18 protein-coding genes, 1 tRNA gene and 1 pseudogene are annotated in these 17,123 nt (G+C 49.3%); 3 read left to right on the forward strand and 17 right to left on the reverse strand.

Features of this window, described 5'->3' with window-relative positions:
* Positions 1–13 precede the first annotated feature (13 nt).
* From K7G97_RS13170 to K7G97_RS13190, 5 genes are all read right to left on the reverse strand, one after another.
* Positions 14–1,198: a phosphoglycerate kinase gene (locus K7G97_RS13170; protein WP_223040747.1), complete on the reverse strand. Its 1,185-nt coding sequence runs from the start codon at positions 1,196–1,198 to the stop codon at positions 14–16.
* 121 nt (positions 1,199–1,319) lie between these two features.
* Positions 1,320–2,327 carry a type I glyceraldehyde-3-phosphate dehydrogenase gene (gene gap / locus K7G97_RS13175; RefSeq protein WP_023469217.1) on the reverse strand — a complete coding sequence of 336 codons (1,008 nt, stop codon included), beginning with the start codon at positions 2,325–2,327 and terminating at the stop codon, positions 1,320–1,322.
* 53 nt (positions 2,328–2,380) lie between these two features.
* Positions 2,381–3,409, reverse strand: coding sequence for a sugar-binding transcriptional regulator (locus K7G97_RS13180; RefSeq protein ID WP_023469218.1), 1,029 nt, complete (start codon positions 3,407–3,409; stop codon positions 2,381–2,383).
* A 115-nt stretch (positions 3,410–3,524) separates the two neighbouring features.
* Positions 3,525–3,785 carry a glutaredoxin family protein gene (locus K7G97_RS13185; protein ID WP_023469219.1) on the reverse strand — a complete coding sequence of 87 codons (261 nt, stop codon included), beginning with the start codon at positions 3,783–3,785 and terminating at the stop codon, positions 3,525–3,527.
* Positions 3,776–4,918: an RNA polymerase factor sigma-54 gene (locus tag K7G97_RS13190; protein ID WP_223040748.1), complete on the reverse strand. Its 1,143-nt coding sequence runs from the start codon at positions 4,916–4,918 to the stop codon at positions 3,776–3,778. Before K7G97_RS13190 ends, K7G97_RS13185 begins: the two co-directional genes overlap by 10 nt.
* Positions 4,919–5,072: 154 nt before the next feature.
* Here K7G97_RS13190 and K7G97_RS13195 point away from each other — a divergent pair.
* Together K7G97_RS13195 and clpP are read left to right on the forward strand one after the other, a co-directional pair.
* Positions 5,073–5,148 (forward strand) — tRNA-Arg (locus K7G97_RS13195).
* Between the two features lie 182 nt (positions 5,149–5,330).
* Positions 5,331–5,915, forward strand: a pseudogene (gene clpP, locus K7G97_RS13200) (ATP-dependent Clp endopeptidase proteolytic subunit ClpP); the annotation flags it as partial.
* Positions 5,916–6,027: 112 nt separating this feature from the next.
* Here clpP and K7G97_RS13205 read toward each other — a convergent pair.
* From K7G97_RS13205 to hprK, 11 genes are all read right to left on the reverse strand, one after another.
* Positions 6,028–6,264 carry a hypothetical protein gene (locus K7G97_RS13205; protein WP_023469221.1) on the reverse strand — a complete coding sequence of 79 codons (237 nt, stop codon included), beginning with the start codon at positions 6,262–6,264 and terminating at the stop codon, positions 6,028–6,030.
* Positions 6,265–6,346: 82 nt separating this feature from the next.
* Positions 6,347–7,303, reverse strand: coding sequence for a DNA-binding protein WhiA (whiA, locus tag K7G97_RS13210; protein ID WP_023469222.1), 957 nt, complete (start codon positions 7,301–7,303; stop codon positions 6,347–6,349).
* Positions 7,300–8,298, reverse strand: coding sequence for a gluconeogenesis factor YvcK family protein (locus tag K7G97_RS13215; protein WP_035409984.1), 999 nt, complete (start codon positions 8,296–8,298; stop codon positions 7,300–7,302). Before K7G97_RS13215 ends, whiA begins: the two co-directional genes overlap by 4 nt.
* Complete coding sequence (gene rapZ / locus K7G97_RS13220) at positions 8,298–9,167, reverse strand: RNase adapter RapZ (protein ID WP_050678698.1); 870 nt, start codon at positions 9,165–9,167, stop codon at positions 8,298–8,300. The genes K7G97_RS13215 and rapZ overlap by 1 nt, the downstream gene beginning before the upstream one ends.
* 111 nt (positions 9,168–9,278) lie before the next feature.
* Positions 9,279–10,241, reverse strand: coding sequence for a thioredoxin-disulfide reductase (gene trxB / locus K7G97_RS13225; protein WP_023469225.1), 963 nt, complete (start codon positions 10,239–10,241; stop codon positions 9,279–9,281).
* Positions 10,242–10,302: 61 nt separating this feature from the next.
* Positions 10,303–11,787 (reverse strand): tetratricopeptide repeat protein, encoded by a 1,485-nt coding sequence (locus K7G97_RS13230; RefSeq protein WP_035396300.1) that lies wholly within the window; start codon positions 11,785–11,787, stop codon positions 10,303–10,305.
* A gap of 96 nt (positions 11,788–11,883) precedes the next feature.
* Complete coding sequence (gene kapB / locus K7G97_RS13235; protein WP_023469227.1) at positions 11,884–12,264, reverse strand: sporulation phosphorelay system protein KapB; 381 nt, start codon at positions 12,262–12,264, stop codon at positions 11,884–11,886.
* Between the two features lie 30 nt (positions 12,265–12,294).
* A complete protein-coding gene (locus tag K7G97_RS13240; RefSeq protein ID WP_035396297.1) occupies positions 12,295–12,777 on the reverse strand; it encodes an acyltransferase in 483 nt (160 codons plus the stop codon).
* Positions 12,761–13,417: a pyrophosphatase PpaX gene (gene ppaX / locus K7G97_RS13245; RefSeq protein WP_223040749.1), complete on the reverse strand. Its 657-nt coding sequence runs from the start codon at positions 13,415–13,417 to the stop codon at positions 12,761–12,763. Before ppaX ends, K7G97_RS13240 begins: the two co-directional genes overlap by 17 nt.
* Positions 13,418–13,420: 3 nt before the next feature.
* Positions 13,421–14,254 carry a prolipoprotein diacylglyceryl transferase gene (gene lgt, locus K7G97_RS13250; protein WP_223040750.1) on the reverse strand — a complete coding sequence of 278 codons (834 nt, stop codon included), beginning with the start codon at positions 14,252–14,254 and terminating at the stop codon, positions 13,421–13,423.
* Entirely contained in the window at positions 14,254–15,189 is a 936-nt protein-coding gene (hprK, locus tag K7G97_RS13255) for an HPr(Ser) kinase/phosphatase (RefSeq protein WP_035396292.1), read from the reverse strand. The genes lgt and hprK overlap by 1 nt, the downstream gene beginning before the upstream one ends.
* 126 nt (positions 15,190–15,315) lie before the next feature.
* Here hprK and K7G97_RS13260 point away from each other — a divergent pair, with 126 nt between their 5' ends.
* Positions 15,316–15,699: a hypothetical protein gene (locus K7G97_RS13260; protein WP_223042041.1), complete on the forward strand. Its 384-nt coding sequence runs from the start codon at positions 15,316–15,318 to the stop codon at positions 15,697–15,699.
* Between the two features lie 246 nt (positions 15,700–15,945).
* Here K7G97_RS13260 and K7G97_RS13265 read toward each other — a convergent pair whose 3' ends face one another.
* Positions 15,946–17,055, reverse strand: a complete 1,110-nt coding sequence (locus K7G97_RS13265; protein ID WP_064299417.1) for a DUF4097 family beta strand repeat-containing protein — start codon at positions 17,053–17,055, stop codon at positions 15,946–15,948.
* Positions 17,056–17,123 lie beyond the last annotated feature (68 nt).

Below are 17,123 nucleotides of genomic sequence, written 5' to 3' on the forward strand. Positions count from 1 at the left end.
TTGTGAACTTAGATTACTTGTCGTTTAGCGCTTCGACACCAGGAAGAGCTTTCCCTTCCATGAACTCGAGACTTGCTCCACCACCTGTAGAGATGTGGCTCATTTTGTCAGCAAGACCGAATTTCTCTGCCGCAGCAGCTGAGTCGCCACCGCCGATGATTGAGTACGCATCGCTGTCCGCAAGAGCTTGCGCGACACCTTTTGTACCGTTTGCGTATTTATCGAGTTCGAATACGCCCATCGGTCCGTTCCAGACGACGAGTTTCGAGTTCTTGATTGCCTCTGAGTAGAGTTCAACCGTTTTTGGACCGATATCAAGTGACATGTGATCGGCTGGGATCTCTGTGATGTCACGTGGTCCGACATATGTTTCTTCTCCGAATTCCTTCGTGATGACGCAGTCGATTGGCATGAGGAACTTAACGCCTTTTTCTTCTGCTTTCTTCATGAATTCCTTCGCTTGGTCGATTTTGTCGACCTCAAGAAGTGAAGTACCGACTTCGATACCACGAGCTGTGAGGAACGTGTACGATAAGCCGCCACCGATGATCAACGTATCGACGATGTCGAGTAAGTGATCGATGACACCGATTTTGTCCGCTACTTTCGAACCACCGATGATTGCCGTGAACGGGCGATCTGGGTTAGAGAGAGCTTTACCGAGAACTTGAAGTTCTTTTTCGATGAGAAGACCGGCAACTGCTGTGTCGACATGGTGTGCGATACCTTCTGTCGATGCGTGTGCACGGTGTGCTGCGCCGAACGCGTCGTTGACGAAGACGTCAGCGAGTTTCGCGAATCCTTTAGCGAGCTCTTCGTCGTTTTTCGTTTCACCAGGGTAGAAGCGGACGTTCTCTAAGACGACGACATCGCCGTTTTCGAGTTTGCTGACTGCTTCTTCTGCAACTGGACCGTATGCTTCTTCAACGAGCTTGATGTCTTTACCAAGCAATTCGCTGAGGCGTGCTACGACTGGTGCAAGTGAGAACTCAGGGTTCTTTTCGCCTTTTGGACGACCCATGTGGCTAGCGAGAATGACTTTTGCTCCGCCGTCGATCAAGTGTTTGATCGTTGGGAGTGCAGCACGGATCCGTGTGTCATCCGTGATTTTACCGTCTTCCAACGGTACGTTGAAATCCACGCGTGTAAATACGCGTTTTCCTTGTACATCGATGTCGCGAATCGATTTCTTATTCATACATTCGTCCTCCGTCTCTTACGTATAGTGAGGGGCGAATGCCCCTCCCGCTTTTTTCCGCAATAAGAGCGGAGACTGATATCGTTTCCGCTCTTATTCAATTGCTATTTAATTGCTCGAATTACTTAGCGATTTCTGCGAAGTGTTTGAGTGTACGAACGAGTTGGCTAGTGTAAGACATTTCGTTGTCATACCAAGCAACTGTTTTAACGAGTTGTTTGTCGCCGACTGTCATGACTTTAGTTTGTGTTGCATCGAAGAGTGATCCGTAAGAGATACCAACGATGTCAGAAGAAACGATTTCGTCTTCAGTGTAACCGTAAGACTCGTTAGCAGCTGCTTTCATTGCTGCGTTGACTTCTTCTACAGAAACTTTTTTGTCGAGTACAGTTACGAGCTCAGTGAGTGAACCTGTAGCGACTGGTACACGTTGTGCAGATCCGTCAAGTTTACCTTGAAGTTCTGGAAGAACGAGACCGATTGCTTTTGCAGCACCAGTTGAGTTAGGAACGATGTTTGCTGCTGCCGCACGTGCACGACGGAAGTCACCTTTAGGGTGTGGAGCGTCGAGTGTGTTTTGGTCACCAGTGTAAGCGTGGATCGTAGTCATGAGACCTTCAACGATTCCGAACTGATCTTGGAGAACTTTAGCCATTGGCGCGAGACAGTTTGTAGTACAAGAAGCACCAGAGATAACTGTTTCAGTTCCGTCAAGGATTTCGTGGTTCGTGTTGAAGACGACTGTTTTCATGTCGCCAGTTGCAGGTGCAGAGATAACGACTTTTTTAGCGCCAGCTTTCAAGTGAAGCTCAGCTTTTTCTTTGTCTGTGAAGAAACCAGTACATTCGAGAACGATGTCAACACCGAGCTCGCCCCATGGGAGTTCTTCTGGGTTGCGGTTAGCAAGTGTTTTGATTTCTTTACCGTTGACGAGGAAGTAACCGTCGTGTACTTCAACTTCGCCGTCGAAACGACCTTGAGTCGTATCATATTTGAGAAGGTGTGCAAGCATTTTAGTGTCTGTAAGGTCGTTGATCGCGACTACTTCGATTCCATCGAATTGAAGAATTTGACGAAGTGCCAAACGTCCGATACGTCCAAATCCGTTAATACCAACTTTTACTGCCATGATAATTTTCCTCCTTTTAATGTAAAGCGAGTTATCTATTATTCAAAAGGGGGTTACCCTTTCAAAATCGAAGCTGCTGCGCCTTCATCCGTAATCAGGATGATGTCTGGCGACTGTTTGACATAGGCGTTGATCGCTTCTGCCTTCGAATGACCACCTGCGACGACGATGACGTGTTCGACTTGCTTCAAGTCAGCCAGTTGGAGACCAACCGTCTTGACCCGATGCACGATGTTCCCGTCTCGGTCGAAGTAATATCCGAATGCTTCCGCTACTGCCTGTTCATGTTCCAGTCGGGTCAGGAGATCCTCAGACGCGCGACGACGTTTTGCCATCGTTTTCGCCTCACCAATTCCATGTACCACGATTGAAGCACCTTTAATCATTTGAAGCACATTTTTTATGCTCGGCTCTTCGATCATCTTGACGAACGTCTCTGTGCTGACCATGTCTGGGATGTGAAGCAGATGATAATCACTTTGAGCGCGTGACGCCATCCGTGAGCATACTGTGTTCGCTTGTAGTTCGAGCGTTTCTCCCAGTCCTCCGCGTGCCGGAACGAACGTCATCGGACGGTGTTCCTTGTCTGGCGACATCATCGCCGCGACGGAAGCCATCGTCGTACCACCTGTGACAGCGATCGTATTGTGATGGTCTGAAGAAAGCTCTCGTTTGAGTCGTGCGACGGTTGCCCGTCCCATGTCTCGTTGTACCCAGAAGGTCTCATCGGAATCACCCGGTACGATGACGACGTCCCGTACTCCGAGCCTCTCTTTCAGAGCTTTCGCCATGTCTGAGATCCCTGCGAGTTCTCCCATGATGCTGTGCATGCTGCGAAGAACGTTTCGTCCTTCATCCGTCAAGGACATCCCTTGCGTCGCGACCTCTAGGAGGTCTTGCTGCTTCAAGAAGTCGACTTCCCGCCGTAAGACGCGTTCCGTCAAGCCAAGGCTTGTCGCAAGCGTACGTCGTCCGATTGGTTGCATCAGTCGTACGTAATGAAGGATGTCGTAGCGTGTCTGCATTTCTTCGATCAGATCAGGCACGATTCGTTTTTGGATCTGGACTAACTGCCGAATCATGTATTTCCCTCTCCTCTCAAGTAGCTGGACGCTTTCTGTCCCGCATGTCATAACGTGTCCCACTTGGTACACCGTTATCATAACAGTCCGTTTCTCGCCTTGCAAGTCTCGTTTCTCAAGTTTTTTGAAGTAAGCGGTTTCTTATCGTTTCCGTCTCGAATTTGCCATAACTCCAGATTTCCTCGTCATGCATGACGACCGGAATCTCATATAAAAACCGTAGACTGAGCGCTTCATCCTGATCAATGTTGACTTCCTCGAACGTCCATTCCGGAAACTCATCGAGTACGAAGTCGAGTAAGATGGCGGCCTCTTCACATAGCGTACATCCCGGACGTGAATAGAGTGTTAAGTGTCTGTGTCGTTTTAATCCCATTCTGATTGCGCCTTCCTTTGCTGCATCGTTTTTTTCGTTAAACCAAGCGCTGCCCGGTACTTCGCGACCGTCCGTCGCGCGACTGTCAGACCGTCTGCTTGCAGGCGATCCGTCAATTGCTGATCACTTAACGGACGATCGCTGTGTTGAATGTATTCGGCGATCCGCCTTTTAATCAAAAAACTCGAATCTCCGGTTGTCGTCCGTGAGACGAACAAGTCTTCTAAAGCAACGAGACCATGGACCGTCTCGACATACTTCGCAGCAATCGCTCGACCAATCGTTGACGGATGATGTCCCGTCGCCTCAGCGACTTGTTTTTTCGTCAATGGCTCAAGATGCAGTTCTCCCTTGAACCAGCGTTCTTGTCGCTCAAGCAAGATCGAGAGGATGGCATGCATCGTGACACGGCGTCGTTCGTACGCGCGCAAAAAAGGCGTTGTCTCTTTTAATCCGAGCCACGTCTGATCCGTATCGAGTGTCATCCAATCGATCTGAAGTTTTCCATCTAACAGGTGAATCCGTGCTTCTGCCATAACCGATCGTTCTTCTTTAGGAAGATCCGGTGTCCGGCTCAGCCGCGTCAATCGTTTTCGCAACCGCGCTCGATCCTGTTCACTGAACTGAGCGAACACCTGACTCGCCGGTTCATGCCGCAACCGATCCGTCAGTCCGATCAATTCCGCGTCGTCTAGCTCGATCGCCTGTAACCATTGGCACTCGCGCTCCGAGCGGGCAGCGATGCCGACTGGTTCACATTGTTGTAAGAGTGTCCGTGCTTCTGTAATCGTTGCGACATCGGTCGAGAAGGATGCAGCGAGCTGCTCGTCCGATGTCCGCAATAAACCGTCCGCTTCTAAATACACGATGAGTTGTTCCGCCATATATCCTATTTCCTGTCTGACTGATTCTAAACGTATTTGTGTAAGAAGCTCGTCTTCATAGGATGCCAAATGTCCTGCCATCTGCTCGACCTCTAGCGAAACCTGATTCGGGTAATGACGATGCAACCGTCGTTTCAACCGTCGCCATTCCTCCTCGAGCTCAGCTGCTGGTTGCTCAAGTACATGTAACTGATATTGTTGTGACGCCGATAACGTCATCTGTTGCGTCTGTTCCTGACGTTGATCCATCGATTCCCCCTCCTCCACTTCTTATTATAGAAGAAACGTTTTGAAAAACGTGCTCTGAACCTTTCTCGAACCGCTCAGGAAAAGAAAAGTCCTGCTTTCCTATTGCTTTTCTGAAAAAATGTCGCTATACTATTAATTGTTCAGTACATCAGATGCACCCGTAGCTCAGGGGATAGAGCACTGGTTTCCGGTACCAGGTGTCGGGAGTTCGAATCTCTCCGGGTGTACCATTTATTCAACTACAAGGCAATGCCAGCAATGGCGTTGCCTTTTTTCTATATTGATATGTTTCATTTGCCCTTGTAATGGAAAAATACCTAAAAGTCGCATCGTATCTTTTGACCAATATTGACCAAAGGATTATGATAAGGATAAGTCGAATAGGAAGCTACATACCAACTATAAGGAGGCAAAGACTATGTTAATTCCAACAGTCATCGAACAAACAAACCGCGGGGAACGTGCTTACGATATCTACTCACGTTTGCTAAAAGACCGCATCATTCTTCTCGGGAGCGCGATTGACGACAACGTCGCCAACTCAGTCGTTGCCCAACTTCTGTTCTTAGCAGCAGAAGATCCAGATAAAGAAATCTCGCTTTACATCAACAGCCCAGGTGGTTCGATCACTGCCGGTATGGCGATTTACGATACAATGAACTTCATCAAGCCACAAGTCTCAACGATTTGTATCGGTATGGCTGCATCGATGGGTGCGTTCTTGCTCCAAGCAGGCGCAAAAGGAAAACGTTTCGCGTTACCAAACGCTGAAATCATGATCCACCAACCACTCGGTGGTACACAAGGTCAAGCATCGGATATCAAAATCCATGCGGAGCGTATCATCAAAATGCGTGAGCACCTCAACAAAATCATGGCTGAAAACACAGGACAACCACTTGAAGTCATCGAACGCGATACAGAGCGTGACAACTTCATGTCAGCACAAGCTGCTGCTGATTACGGTCTCATCGACCGCGTCATGGAACGTGCATAAGTCATCCAGAGTGTCTCCTTCGGGAGGCACTTTTTTTGTATCCATAAAGTCTTGTCGTTTATCGTTGCATACAAAAAAACCTCCCGTTCCTTATAGAACGAGAGGTCGATGATCAGTCGATCAAGTCTGTGATGTCTGAAACGATATCGTGGTTTTCACGAATCAGCGAGTAGATCGCGTTCGCATGTGGCGAAAGCTCTTCTTCTGCTTGTAATTGTTTCAGGAATAAAGATGTTGCGAACGCAACGAGTGTGCTTTTCGGTACACCGATTGATTTCGCTTTTTTTGTTAACACTTCATCAAACTTCGCATCGACTGTCAGCGAAATACGTTTCTTTTCGTTAGCCATTTCAAAAACTCCTTAATTCGAACATTTAGTTGCATCGACTATATATTATAGTAGACTATGGTTCATCCCGCAAGCGACCCTCTTATAAGGCCCCTGTCATCGACTCGCCATTTCGTACTTTTTCAGCGATTTGATCAATCTTCCGCAACCGGTGATTGATCCCTGATTTTGAGATGGAGCCGCTTTCGACCATCTCCCCGAGCTCTTGTAACGTGACGTCTTGATGTGTCACGCGCAAGATCGCGATCTCCTTCAGCTTATCCGGTAAGACATCAAGTCCGACCGTCCGCTCGAGGAACTTGATGTTCTCGACTTGGCGTAATGCCGCACCGACCGTCTTGTTGAGGTTCGCCGTCTCACAGTTGACGAGACGGTTGACCGAGTTACGCATATCTTTTAAGATCCGGACGTCCTCGAACCGCAGCATCGATTGTGTCGCATCAACGAGCTTGAGGAAATCAGAAATCTTTTCGCTCTCCTTGATATAAAGGATGTGTCCCTTTTTTCGTTCGATTGCCTTTGCGTTCAAATCAAAGACGTTCGATAGACCACGGAGCGCCGCATTGTGTTCTTCATATAAGCTGAAGATCTCCAAGTGATACGACGACGTAGCTGGATTGTTGAGCGAACCTCCGGCGAGGAACGCCCCTCGTAAATAAGCGCGTGCTTTTCGTTCATCGTTAAGGATCGTGTCACTGATTGAACGAATCATCGTGAACCCCTCTCCGAGGATTCCGAGGTCTTGCAAAATCTTATCCGCCTGTTGTTTGACGCGGACGATGTAGACGTTATTCTTTTTCAGACGCATTTTCTTCCGCACGAGCAGATCAAGATGGACTCCGTATGCTTTTTTCAGCAATGAGTAGATCCGACGGGCAATCGAGGCATTCTCGGTCGAGATATCGAGTGTCAGACCACGTCCGAGACCGAACGAGATCGCACCGTTCATCCGAGCGAGTGCCGCGAGTTCCGCCTTCATCTCGTGATCGGTGATCGGAATCTGCGTTAATTCTTTTTTGACTTCTGAGGCAAAGCTCATGTCAGCTCCTCCTTTCCTTCGAGTTGACGCATCCGTCGAATCGACAACACTTTTCGCATGACGAGGCTAGCGACGGCATCTGAGTCATGACGGATGAAGTGATGATTGTAATCGACGATATCGTCTGCTAGCACTTCAACGCCAGCGAGCTCGAATTGTTTTTCATTATAGGTGACGATGTCAGCGTGATCCTTCTGGTATTTCTTCAGGTAACTCGCATCGATCGATTCGTTGTTGACGATGATCGTATCAACGACGCCTTGTCCGAGGAAGCGTTCAAGTGCCGCTAAATGTTCATTCGCTGTGAACGCCGTCGTCTCGCCGGGTTGTGTCATGACGTTACAAATATAGACGACCGGAGCCAGTGATTGTTGGATCGCTTCCCGGATCTCATCGATCAGGACGTTCGGGATGATACTCGTATAGAGACTACCCGGACCAAGGACGATGACGTCGGCGTCAAGAATCGCCTGAATCGCTTCCGGTACCGGACGGACGTCTTGTTCCTCGAGGAAGATCCGTTCGATTTTCTTGCCGACTTTCGGAATCAACGACTCGCCTTTGACGATCGTCCCGTCCTCGAACTCAGCACATAACGTGATCGTCCGCTCCGTCGCCGGATAGACTTTTCCTTCCGCGTTCAACAGTTGTCCCATGACGCCAATCGCTTCGACGAACGAACCGTTACAGAGCTGGGTTGCTGCCGTCAGCATCAAGTTTCCGAGCGAATGCCCGTGTAAGCCTTCCCCGGTCTCGAACCGGTACTGCATGATTCGGTCCATCAACGTCTCCGACTTCGATAAGGAGACGATGACGTTTCGGATATCGCCCGGCGGCAACATGTTGAATTCCGTCCGCAGACGACCAGAACTGCCGCCGTCATCAGCGACCGTGACGATGGCTGTGATGTCGAGCGGATAATGCTTCAGTCCACGAAGAAGCGTCGAGAGTCCCGTCCCGCCACCGACAGCGACGACTTTACGTTCCCATTTCATCACTTCTCCTCCTTCGCATGCACATAATCCCGGTGATTCGTCTCGATGTGATACTGCGTCGCAAATTCTTTACTGATCGCTTCCGCGAACGTAATCGAGCGGTGTTTCCCGCCTGTACAACCGAGGGCGATGACGAGTTGCGACTTCCCTTCCCGCTCGTATTGTGGAATCAGGAACTCGAGCAAGTCGACGAGTTTTTTATAGAACAGCTTCGCTTCCGGCCACTGCATGACGTACGACGCGACTTCCTCGTCGAGTCCTGTTTTTGGACGCAGCTCTGGAATGTAGAACGGATTCGGTAAGAAGCGCAGGTCAAAGACGAGATCGGCATCAAGCGGTAAGCCGTGTTTGAAACCGAACGACATGACGTTGACCGTGAACGGAATCCGCGTGCCTTCCGTGAACTCCTTCAAGAGACGCTCTTTCAGTGCAAGCGGCTTGATGTCACTCGTATCAATCAGCATCTGTGCCTTATCACGGAATCCTTCGAGCAACGTCCGCTCCCGTTCGATCCCGATCAATGGGGAATCTGTCGGTGCGAGCGGGTGCGAACGACGCGATTCCTTGTAACGACGTACGAGGACATCGTTTCGTGCATCAAGATACAGCATCCGGATTTGTAAGTCCGTTTTCTTTAAATCCTCATAGACGACAAAAAAGCTGTCGATGAAATCACGCGCGCGGGTATCGATGGCAACGGCGATTTTAGGACGCACTTGTCCAATGACTTCGATGAGATGCGGCAGTAACGTCGGGGGTAAATTGTCGACACAAAAATAGCCTAAGTCCTCAAAGCTGTTCATTGCGACAGTCTTCCCAGCCCCACTCATACCCGTGATGATGACAAGTTGCGGTTGATTCTGTTCCATCTTTTCGCCCTCCAGACAACAGTTCCGTGTGTATTTTTCACTTCTTTCTCAGTATATCATAAAAAAAGAGCCAGCTTCACTGAAGTCTCCTTCAATGAAACTGGTTCGATATTATGCGTGTGAGGATTCTTGTAATTCTTCAAGCAACGCTTCGATGAAATGCTGTGCATTTTGCGCTGCGATCGAACCATCGTTCGTTGCTGTAACGACTTGGCGCAATGTTTTTTCACGCACGTCACCAGCAGCAAAGATCCCTTTGATGTTCGTTTCCATCGCTTCGTTCGTCACGACGTAGCCTTGGTCGTTCAAGATGCCGAGATCTTGGACGTAACCAGTGATCGGGTTCATCCCGATGTAGATGAAGACACCATCGATCGGATGCGTCGTTACGTCAGCTGTTTTTGTATTGATCAGCTCAATGCCGCCGACTTTCCCGTCTTGTTCGTTAATCTGTTTAACCGTATGGTTCCAGATGAAGTCGATTTTCGGGTTGTCGAACGCACGTTTTTGAAGAATCTTTTGAGCACGGAGCTCGTCACGACGGTGTACGATCGTGACTTTTTTCGCGAAGCGTGTCAAGTAGACGCCTTCTTCAACCGCAGAGTCGCCCCCACCGATGACGAAGAGTTCTTTTTCTTTGAAGAACGCGCCATCACAGACAGCACAGTACGAGACACCGCGACCGCCGAGCTCTTCTTCACCCGGTACGCCGATTTTCTTATATTGTGCACCAGACGCGATGATGATCGCCCGTGCGTAGTAATCTTTGTTGTGTGCATGAATCGTTTTGTATGCTTTACCGTCTTCGATGCTTCGAACGTCTCCGTACGCATATTCTGCGCCGAATGCTTTCGAGTGGTCGAACATTTTTTGCGAGAGATCGGGTCCGAGGATGCTATCGTATCCTGGGTAGTTCTCGATATCTTCTGTGTTCGCCATCTGACCGCCCGGAATCCCGCGTTCGATCATCAATGTCGAAAGGTTCGCACGTGATGCATAAAGTGCGGCTGTCATCCCAGCAGGTCCTGCCCCGATGATGATGACGTCATAAATTTTTTGTTCTGTTTCCGCCATGATTCCACCCCATTTTTTAAATTCATTGTAGTTTGAGTATAGGTGAGAATCGCCTAAACGTCTAACACTTTGCTTGTAGCGGTGCCAGCATCCGTTCATGTGTCCGGATCATCGATGCGACGTGATCAAACGAACAATCGACGAGTGATGCACATTCCTCGATCAACATCCCGTCCCGTAAATCATGGAACAGATAAAGTAGGGATGCAGCGGATGCTTCAATCGAATCGAACGATTCTCCGCTTAAGACGAGCTGTGCGAAGCGTTCATAAAAATCCCCTTCGAGACTCATCCGTTCTTCGTCTGAAACGAATCGTTCCGCAAGACGGATCGTCTGCAATGCCCGGTGAATGCGTTCATCCACGACATCAGTCCGTCCTTCCATCTCGATGACAATCTGTTCCGTCAATAAGAGGACGTCTTCCTGATCTGTCACTTCTGGCATCATCGACAATGCAAGCCGTGCTTCAGCATCGTTCAGTTTACCAAGGAGAAGTGCCGTAAAGATCCGCGAGACATCATCTTCTGTCTTTAACGCTTGGATGAGTGCCGAGCGAAACTGAAGGTTGTGCCGGATGTCATACGTATCCGTCTCTTCCTTTAACGCTTGTGCTTCGTCCGACTTCAAGAAAGCGGCTGCTTCTTCGACGTGTCCCGTCTTATAGGCAGAGATTGATAACCAGTGACCAAAGAGTGGGTCTCCCCGGTAACCGCGACGCTCAAGCAACTTCAACTCTTCATAGGCGATATCGTACCGTCCGATGATCGCAAGCGTTGATGCGACCTTATAACGTGTCTCAAGGTGAACGGAACGGACGTGTTCGAGCTGACGAGAGAGACGGTGCGCCTCTTCGTCCTGTCCCATCTCATGTAACAAGACGAGCGTGTTACAGAGGGCATGCAAATTCCCCGGATTCCCTTCAAGGACCCGTTCGAGGGAAGCGAATGCCTGATCGTTCTCTCCTAAATAGAACTCAACGATTGCAAGGTTGTTGTAGGCAGGCCAGAACGTCGGGTACTGGGCAATCAATCCAGTCAGCGTCTCCTGTGCCGCGAACAGCATTCCTTTATCGATCTGGCGTTGTGCCTGACCGTGCAGACGAATCAATTCGTCCTCTTCGTCGTCTTCCATCTCTTGTTCGAGATCAATCAGTTCCACGAGTGCGGCCGATGCCTCCGCGTGTTTGCCGTTTGGTGCTTGCTCTAAATATTCCATCGCATGTTGTCGCGCTTCTTCGTAAAGTGAGACGTGTGCGTAGTTATTCGCTAAATAAAAGAGTGCTTCCGTATTTGATGCGTCGAGTGCGCGTACTTGTTTCAAGACATCATTCGCATGATTGATTTCTCCTGTCTCGAATAAGACACGGGCATAACGGAGCAAATAACGGATGTCCGCTGGCTGAAGTGTCGTCGCCTCATCTAAATGATAGACGGCTTCGTCCAGTCGCCCTTCCCGGTGCGCCTTCCGTCCGCGGAAATAAAAAAGTTCCGCTTGGCGCGCTGTTATCGCAAAGGGGTCTGCTTTGTATTTGGTTAATTCCATCATGATTCAAGCCCCCATAAATAGTAAACTGGTTTCGTAGTTGCAGACACAAGAATACCCTATCTCTAGGAGGCATGCAACAGAAAAAAACGCCGGAGTTCATCCCCAGCGTTTCGCATAAATCGATTCCAGTTCTTTGTAATTCTCTAAGCATTTTCGTACAAAAGCATCCGTCTCTGGATTCAGTCCTTCAAGACGTGCCACGTCCTTGTCATATGCCTGCCGTAAGCTCGTCGCATAATCCGGAATCTCTCCGTCATACGCATAAACGACTGCGGGCGAAACCGTGATCTTTTCGTGCTTATGCAAGGCGGTCCGGATATGGAAGAGTGGAACATCGACTTGGTTCGGTTGGTGAAGATCCCCTTGAACGGGATGCTTCTCAACAGCCAACACCTCAACGACGAGACCTTGTGGACGTTCGGCGAATAATCTTCCGAAATACTTTCCTGTCTTATACGTAAAGCGGATGTGCGTCATCTTTTTTCCTTCTTCCTTCTCACAGTTTTGTCACATTTCGTGCCGGCGAAGCGGCTGACTCGAGACGCGTTCGTTCGGTGCAATGTCTCGGTGAACGACTGATCCGGCACCAACGACGGCACCATCTCCGATCGTTACGCCCGGTAGGATCGTCACGTTCGCACCGATCAAAACGTTACTTCCGATGACGACGTCACCTAAACGATACTCCGTCGTCAAATATTCATGACAGAGAATCGTCGTATTGAAGCCGATGATCGTATTGTCACCAATCGTGATCCGCTCCGGGAACATCGTGTCCGGCATCACCATCAAGGCAAGTGCCGTCTTCTCCCCGATCTTCATCCGGAGACACGTCCGGTAGAGCGCGTTCTTAAAACGTAGCGACGGAGCAAACCGCCCGATCGTGATGATCGTAAAGCACCACATCACTTTAAAGAACGACACAGTCCGGTACATGTGCCAGAGTGGATTCGTCGTCCCGACCTGAAACCGATCAGTTCGCCGTGCCATTTTGTTCCTCCAGCCAAGCAGCAAGATGATCCATCGAATCAATGATGACATCCGGCTCGAGTGCCTCTAAGTACGCGCGTCCTTTGATTGCCCAACCGACCGCGACTGTCTTCAGTCCCGCGTTCTTACCACCGAGAATGTCCGTATCGTTGTCACCGACCATGATCGTTTCGTCTGCTGTTGCTCCAAGCAACTGCATCGCTTTTTCGAACGGCTCGACGGCTGGTTTTTCTTCCGTTACGTCGTCGGCTGCGATGACCGCGTCAAAGAGTGACGTCAATCCGAATAACTCGATACCGCGAAGAGCGACACGACGACTCTTCGACGTGACGACCGCCATCTTGTAGCCTGCTTCATGCAGACGACGTAAGCCGTCAAGCACACCTGGATACTCGAGCACGAGCGCGTCATGCATCGCGATGTTGTAGCTACGGTAAAAAGCGACCATCTCTTTCCACTGTTCCGCGTTCATCGCTGAAAATGATTTTTCTAGCGTCGGACCGATGAACGGAAGCAGTTCCGCTTCCGTGAACGTCCGATCCGGATAATAGTAACTGAGTGTATGCTCGAAGCTTTTTAAAATCAACGGATTCGTGTCGATCAACGTTCCATCTAAATCAAACAGTAGCGTGCGAATCATTGATTACTTCGCCTCCTTTTTCGAACCATCCAAGTAACGAACGGCGTTGCGGCGAACGACCATCATGATCACACCGAAGATGATCAAACAGATTGAGACGATTTGCGCCGTCCGGAGTCCATCTCCCATCAACAGACTGTCCGTCCGGAGACCTTCGATATAGTAGCGTCCGATCGAGTACCACACGAGATAACCGAGGAATACATACCCACGACGTGGATTGAACTTCATCCGCCAGACGATCAACAGAATGACACCGATGATGTTCCAGATGCTTTCATAGAGGAACGTCGGTAAGTAGTATGTTCCGTCAATGTACATCTGATTGACGATCCAGTTCGGTAAGTGCAGCGTATCTTGTAAGTACGACCATGTCGTCTCACCACCGTGTGCTTCTTGGTTGAAGAAGTTACCCCAGCGTCCGACAGCTTGCCCGAACAAGAGCGATGGTGCCAAGATATCAGCGATTTGCCAGAACGAGATCTTTTTCTTACGCGTATAGATGATGACCGTCAAAATCGCCCCGATGATCGCACCGTGAATCGCGATCCCACCTTGGCGGATATTGATGATTTGGTCAAGATGTTGACTATAGTAATCCCACTCGAACGCGACGTAGTAAATCCGGGCACAGATGATACTGATCGGAATCGACCAGATGACGACATCGACCGCGTACTCTTCGTTGAAGCCGATCCGCTTCGACTCGAAGATCGCAATCAGGAGACCGACGACCGCACCGAGTGCGATGACGATGCCGTACCAGTAAATCGGTACAGGACCGAGTTCAATCGCCACGCGGTCAAACGTTGGTTGTACAGAGGCTAAAGTTCCCATCAAAGACCACCATTCCCATCTTCAATTGCTTGCGCGAGACGTCCCGCGAATTCTTCTGCTGTGTTGATGCCCATGTTCTTCAGACGATAGTTCATCGCTGCGACTTCGATGATGACAGCAAGGTTTCGTCCGGGACGAACCGGAATCGTCAGGAACGGAATTTCCGTATCGATGATTTGGAGTGTCTCTTGGTCCAGACCGACGCGGTCATAGACTTTCGATTGATCCCAAATCTCGAGGTTACAGACGAGGCTGATCTTCTTGTGCGAGCGAACAGCGCCTGCACCGAACAACGTCATCACATCGATGATCCCGATTCCACGAATCTCAAGCAGATGCTGAATCAACTTCGGTGCTGTCCCAACGAGAATACCGTCACCCGTTTGACGAATCTCAACTGAGTCATCTGCCACCAAGCGGTGACCTCGCTTAACGAGTTCGAGTGCCGTTTCCGATTTACCGACACCACTCGCCCCTTTGATGAAGACACCGACACCATAGATATCGACCAGGACACCATGCATCGCTGTCGTTGGCGCAAGTTCCGCTTCGAGGAAGTTCGTGATCTGTGACTCGACCGATGTCGTATGCCCTTTTGTCGTCAACAGTGGCACGTTCGTCTCGTCTGCGGCTTGGATGATCGCTTCCGGTACTTCGAATCCACGTGTGATCAAGATACCAGGTGTTTCATCCGTACAGAGGACATTCGCTCGTTCGCGTTGTTCCTCGTACGTTAAATTATTGAAGAACGTCAATTCTGTTTTTCCGAGAATTTGGAGACGTTCTGCCGGGTAATAGGCATAATAACCGGCAAGCACAAGGCCAGGTCGGCACAAATCAGCCGTCAGAATCGGACGATGTAAGCCCTCTTCTCCCGTGACGATGTGGAGATTGAATTGTTTTACGATTTCAGCTGTTCGCACTTTTGGTTGCACGCTTCGTCAGCCCCTTTCACTTGAAGTATTGTACCATATTTTTATTCGATTCATGGAATTGGATTAGAAGCATGATTTCTTGGGAATGGAATAAAGAGTTAATATTTTGAAGGAGGTTTTGCCGTGATGTCAGGCGGTGGTATCGGATTGATTTTAGTCATTATCTTATTTGCGGTTCTAGCGATTGCTGGTTTCGTCTATCTCATCATCTCACTGATTGATATGTGGAAAGCATATTCGCGTAATCAAGATCAAACTGCTCTCTTATTCTTTATCATCTCAATCATCGGAATCTTCATTAGTGGTTCATTCATCTCCTACGTCCTCGCGATCATCTTCTATTGGAATCGCGCACGCGGAAAAAGTTGGCTCGGAATCGGTCTGATTCTCGTTTCGATCGTTCTTGCAATCATTGGTGTCATTGCCTTAATCTCGTTCGGTTACGATATGAATAATATCGAGAACATGAACTTCGACGAGCCGATGATGGATCAGGATTACAATTATTGATGTAAGCTACACCCATCTTCTTATGAGGATGGGTGTTTTTGTCTATGCAGCTGACGAAGCCCCACTCGCGTGACTCCTATAGGAAAAAGCGCGGACATCCGCGCTGTCAGAAACAAACGAGACCCGGCTACTCGTTCCTAGAACGATGTAGCCGCGGTTTGTGTCTCGCCTGAGGAAAACACGCAAAGCGGATGCGATGTCATAAGAAAAGCGCAACCTCTTTTTCAAGAAGTTGCGCTGGTATGCTTATAACGCTTGTGGACTGAGGTGAACACCGTGCGTGACCGAAATCGTACCTGTCTTCGTATCGGCTTCAACCTCGATTTTTGGTGAGCGACCGCGACCTGATACGAAATGTAATTTCCGGTTGACGATTTCTTTTTGATCCCGGATCAATTCCATGTCATCGAGGTTGCAGTTGAGACCACCGAAATTCGTCTCAAGCTCCCCGTACACTTCTGCGCCATGCGGCAACATCAAAGCGATGCTTCCGGCAAGCGACGACGCTTTGACCTTCGCGTTTTGCACTGTCTTCAGCTCACAGCGGACGTTTCCGTTCGCTGTTTTCAGTTCTGAACGTTCGAAGACACCGGTCGTGATGATTTGTCCGTTGGCTGTCTTCGCCTTCAAGACTTTCAACTCCGACTCTTCGATTTCGATCGAACCGTTCGCTGTCGATACTTTGACATCCTCACTGAACAGATCACGGACGTTGACTCGACCGTTTGCTGTCATCAGTTGAGCAGATGTCGTATCAAGTGACGTCAACGAAATTTCCCCGTTCAGCGTCTGTAAGACGAATGATTCGTAATGACGGCGTGGTACTTTCAGGTGGACTGTCGCACGGACACTCTTATCCTTCAAGCGGATTGAGAGTGTGTTCGCTGAGACCGCATGTTGGACAGCAGCTTGGAGTTGCTCAAGTGCCTGTTCTTCCGTCACCTGTTGGCGGCGAAGTGGACGTCCTGTCACCGTCAATTCGCATTCTTCAAGATCACTCGGTTCAACGACCAAGTTCGCATTGAACAGATCGACGTGAACCGTCTCACCGCTGAACGGGAATTGTTTGACGTAGGTGACGTTCGGACCGGACGCCTGATTAAGCGAAAGATCACTGTCCTTGATCCGGCTGACGAGATTATCGAACGCTGACATGACTTTCGTCGTCAGTGAATCGACGGAATACTGGTCGACCCGATCATATTGTTCTGGTTCATCGACGTACTTATGTTCACTTGCAGAAGTAGCACGTTCGTCGATTGATTCGAGTCGCTCGAGTTTATCGAGTGCCTCATCAATCGTTAACTTTCCTTCTTTGACTTGCTCCAATATCAATTGACGCATATCTTGCTTCATGAACCGTTCCCTCCTATTCTTGAACCTCAAACGTGTGTTACATGATACTTTCGTTTAAGTTCCCTTAG

Source organism: Exiguobacterium acetylicum (assembly GCF_019890935.1).
In the GTDB taxonomy this organism is placed as follows: Bacteria; Bacillota; Bacilli; order Exiguobacteriales; family Exiguobacteriaceae; genus Exiguobacterium_A; species Exiguobacterium_A abrahamii.

Excerpts from the sequence above, each read along its gene's own strand:
- K7G97_RS13240 (WP_035396297.1), bottom strand. The coding sequence starts at position 12,777 with ATGGCACGGCGAACTGATCGGTTTCAGGTCGGGACGACGAATCCACTC.
- K7G97_RS13260 (WP_223042041.1), top strand. The coding sequence starts at position 15,316 with ATGTCAGGCGGTGGTATCGGATTGATTTTAGTCATTATCTTATTTGCG.
- ppaX (WP_223040749.1), bottom strand. The coding sequence starts at position 13,417 with ATGATTCGCACGCTACTGTTTGATTTAGATGGAACGTTGATCGACACG.
- gap (WP_023469217.1), bottom strand. The coding sequence starts at position 2,327 with ATGGCAGTAAAAGTTGGTATTAACGGATTTGGACGTATCGGACGTTTG.
- whiA (WP_023469222.1), bottom strand. The coding sequence starts at position 7,303 with ATGAGCTTTGCCTCAGAAGTCAAAAAAGAATTAACGCAGATTCCGATC.
- K7G97_RS13190 (WP_223040748.1), bottom strand. The coding sequence starts at position 4,918 with ATGGATCAACGTCAGGAACAGACGCAACAGATGACGTTATCGGCGTCA.
- K7G97_RS13180 (WP_023469218.1), bottom strand. The coding sequence starts at position 3,409 with ATGATTCGGCAGTTAGTCCAGATCCAAAAACGAATCGTGCCTGATCTG.
- K7G97_RS13185 (WP_023469219.1), bottom strand. The coding sequence starts at position 3,785 with ATGGGATTAAAACGACACAGACACTTAACACTCTATTCACGTCCGGGA.
- rapZ (WP_050678698.1), bottom strand. The coding sequence starts at position 9,167 with ATGGAACAGAATCAACCGCAACTTGTCATCATCACGGGTATGAGTGGG.
- K7G97_RS13170 (WP_223040747.1), bottom strand. The coding sequence starts at position 1,198 with ATGAATAAGAAATCGATTCGCGACATCGATGTACAAGGAAAACGCGTA.
- trxB (WP_023469225.1), bottom strand. The coding sequence starts at position 10,241 with ATGGCGGAAACAGAACAAAAAATTTATGACGTCATCATCATCGGGGCA.
- K7G97_RS13265 (WP_064299417.1), bottom strand. The coding sequence starts at position 17,055 with ATGAAGCAAGATATGCGTCAATTGATATTGGAGCAAGTCAAAGAAGGA.
- lgt (WP_223040750.1), bottom strand. The coding sequence starts at position 14,254 with ATGGGAACTTTAGCCTCTGTACAACCAACGTTTGACCGCGTGGCGATT.
- K7G97_RS13215 (WP_035409984.1), bottom strand. The coding sequence starts at position 8,298 with ATGAAATGGGAACGTAAAGTCGTCGCTGTCGGTGGCGGGACGGGACTC.
- K7G97_RS13230 (WP_035396300.1), bottom strand. The coding sequence starts at position 11,787 with ATGATGGAATTAACCAAATACAAAGCAGACCCCTTTGCGATAACAGCG.
- kapB (WP_023469227.1), bottom strand. The coding sequence starts at position 12,264 with ATGACGCACATCCGCTTTACGTATAAGACAGGAAAGTATTTCGGAAGA.
- K7G97_RS13205 (WP_023469221.1), bottom strand. The coding sequence starts at position 6,264 with ATGGCTAACGAAAAGAAACGTATTTCGCTGACAGTCGATGCGAAGTTT.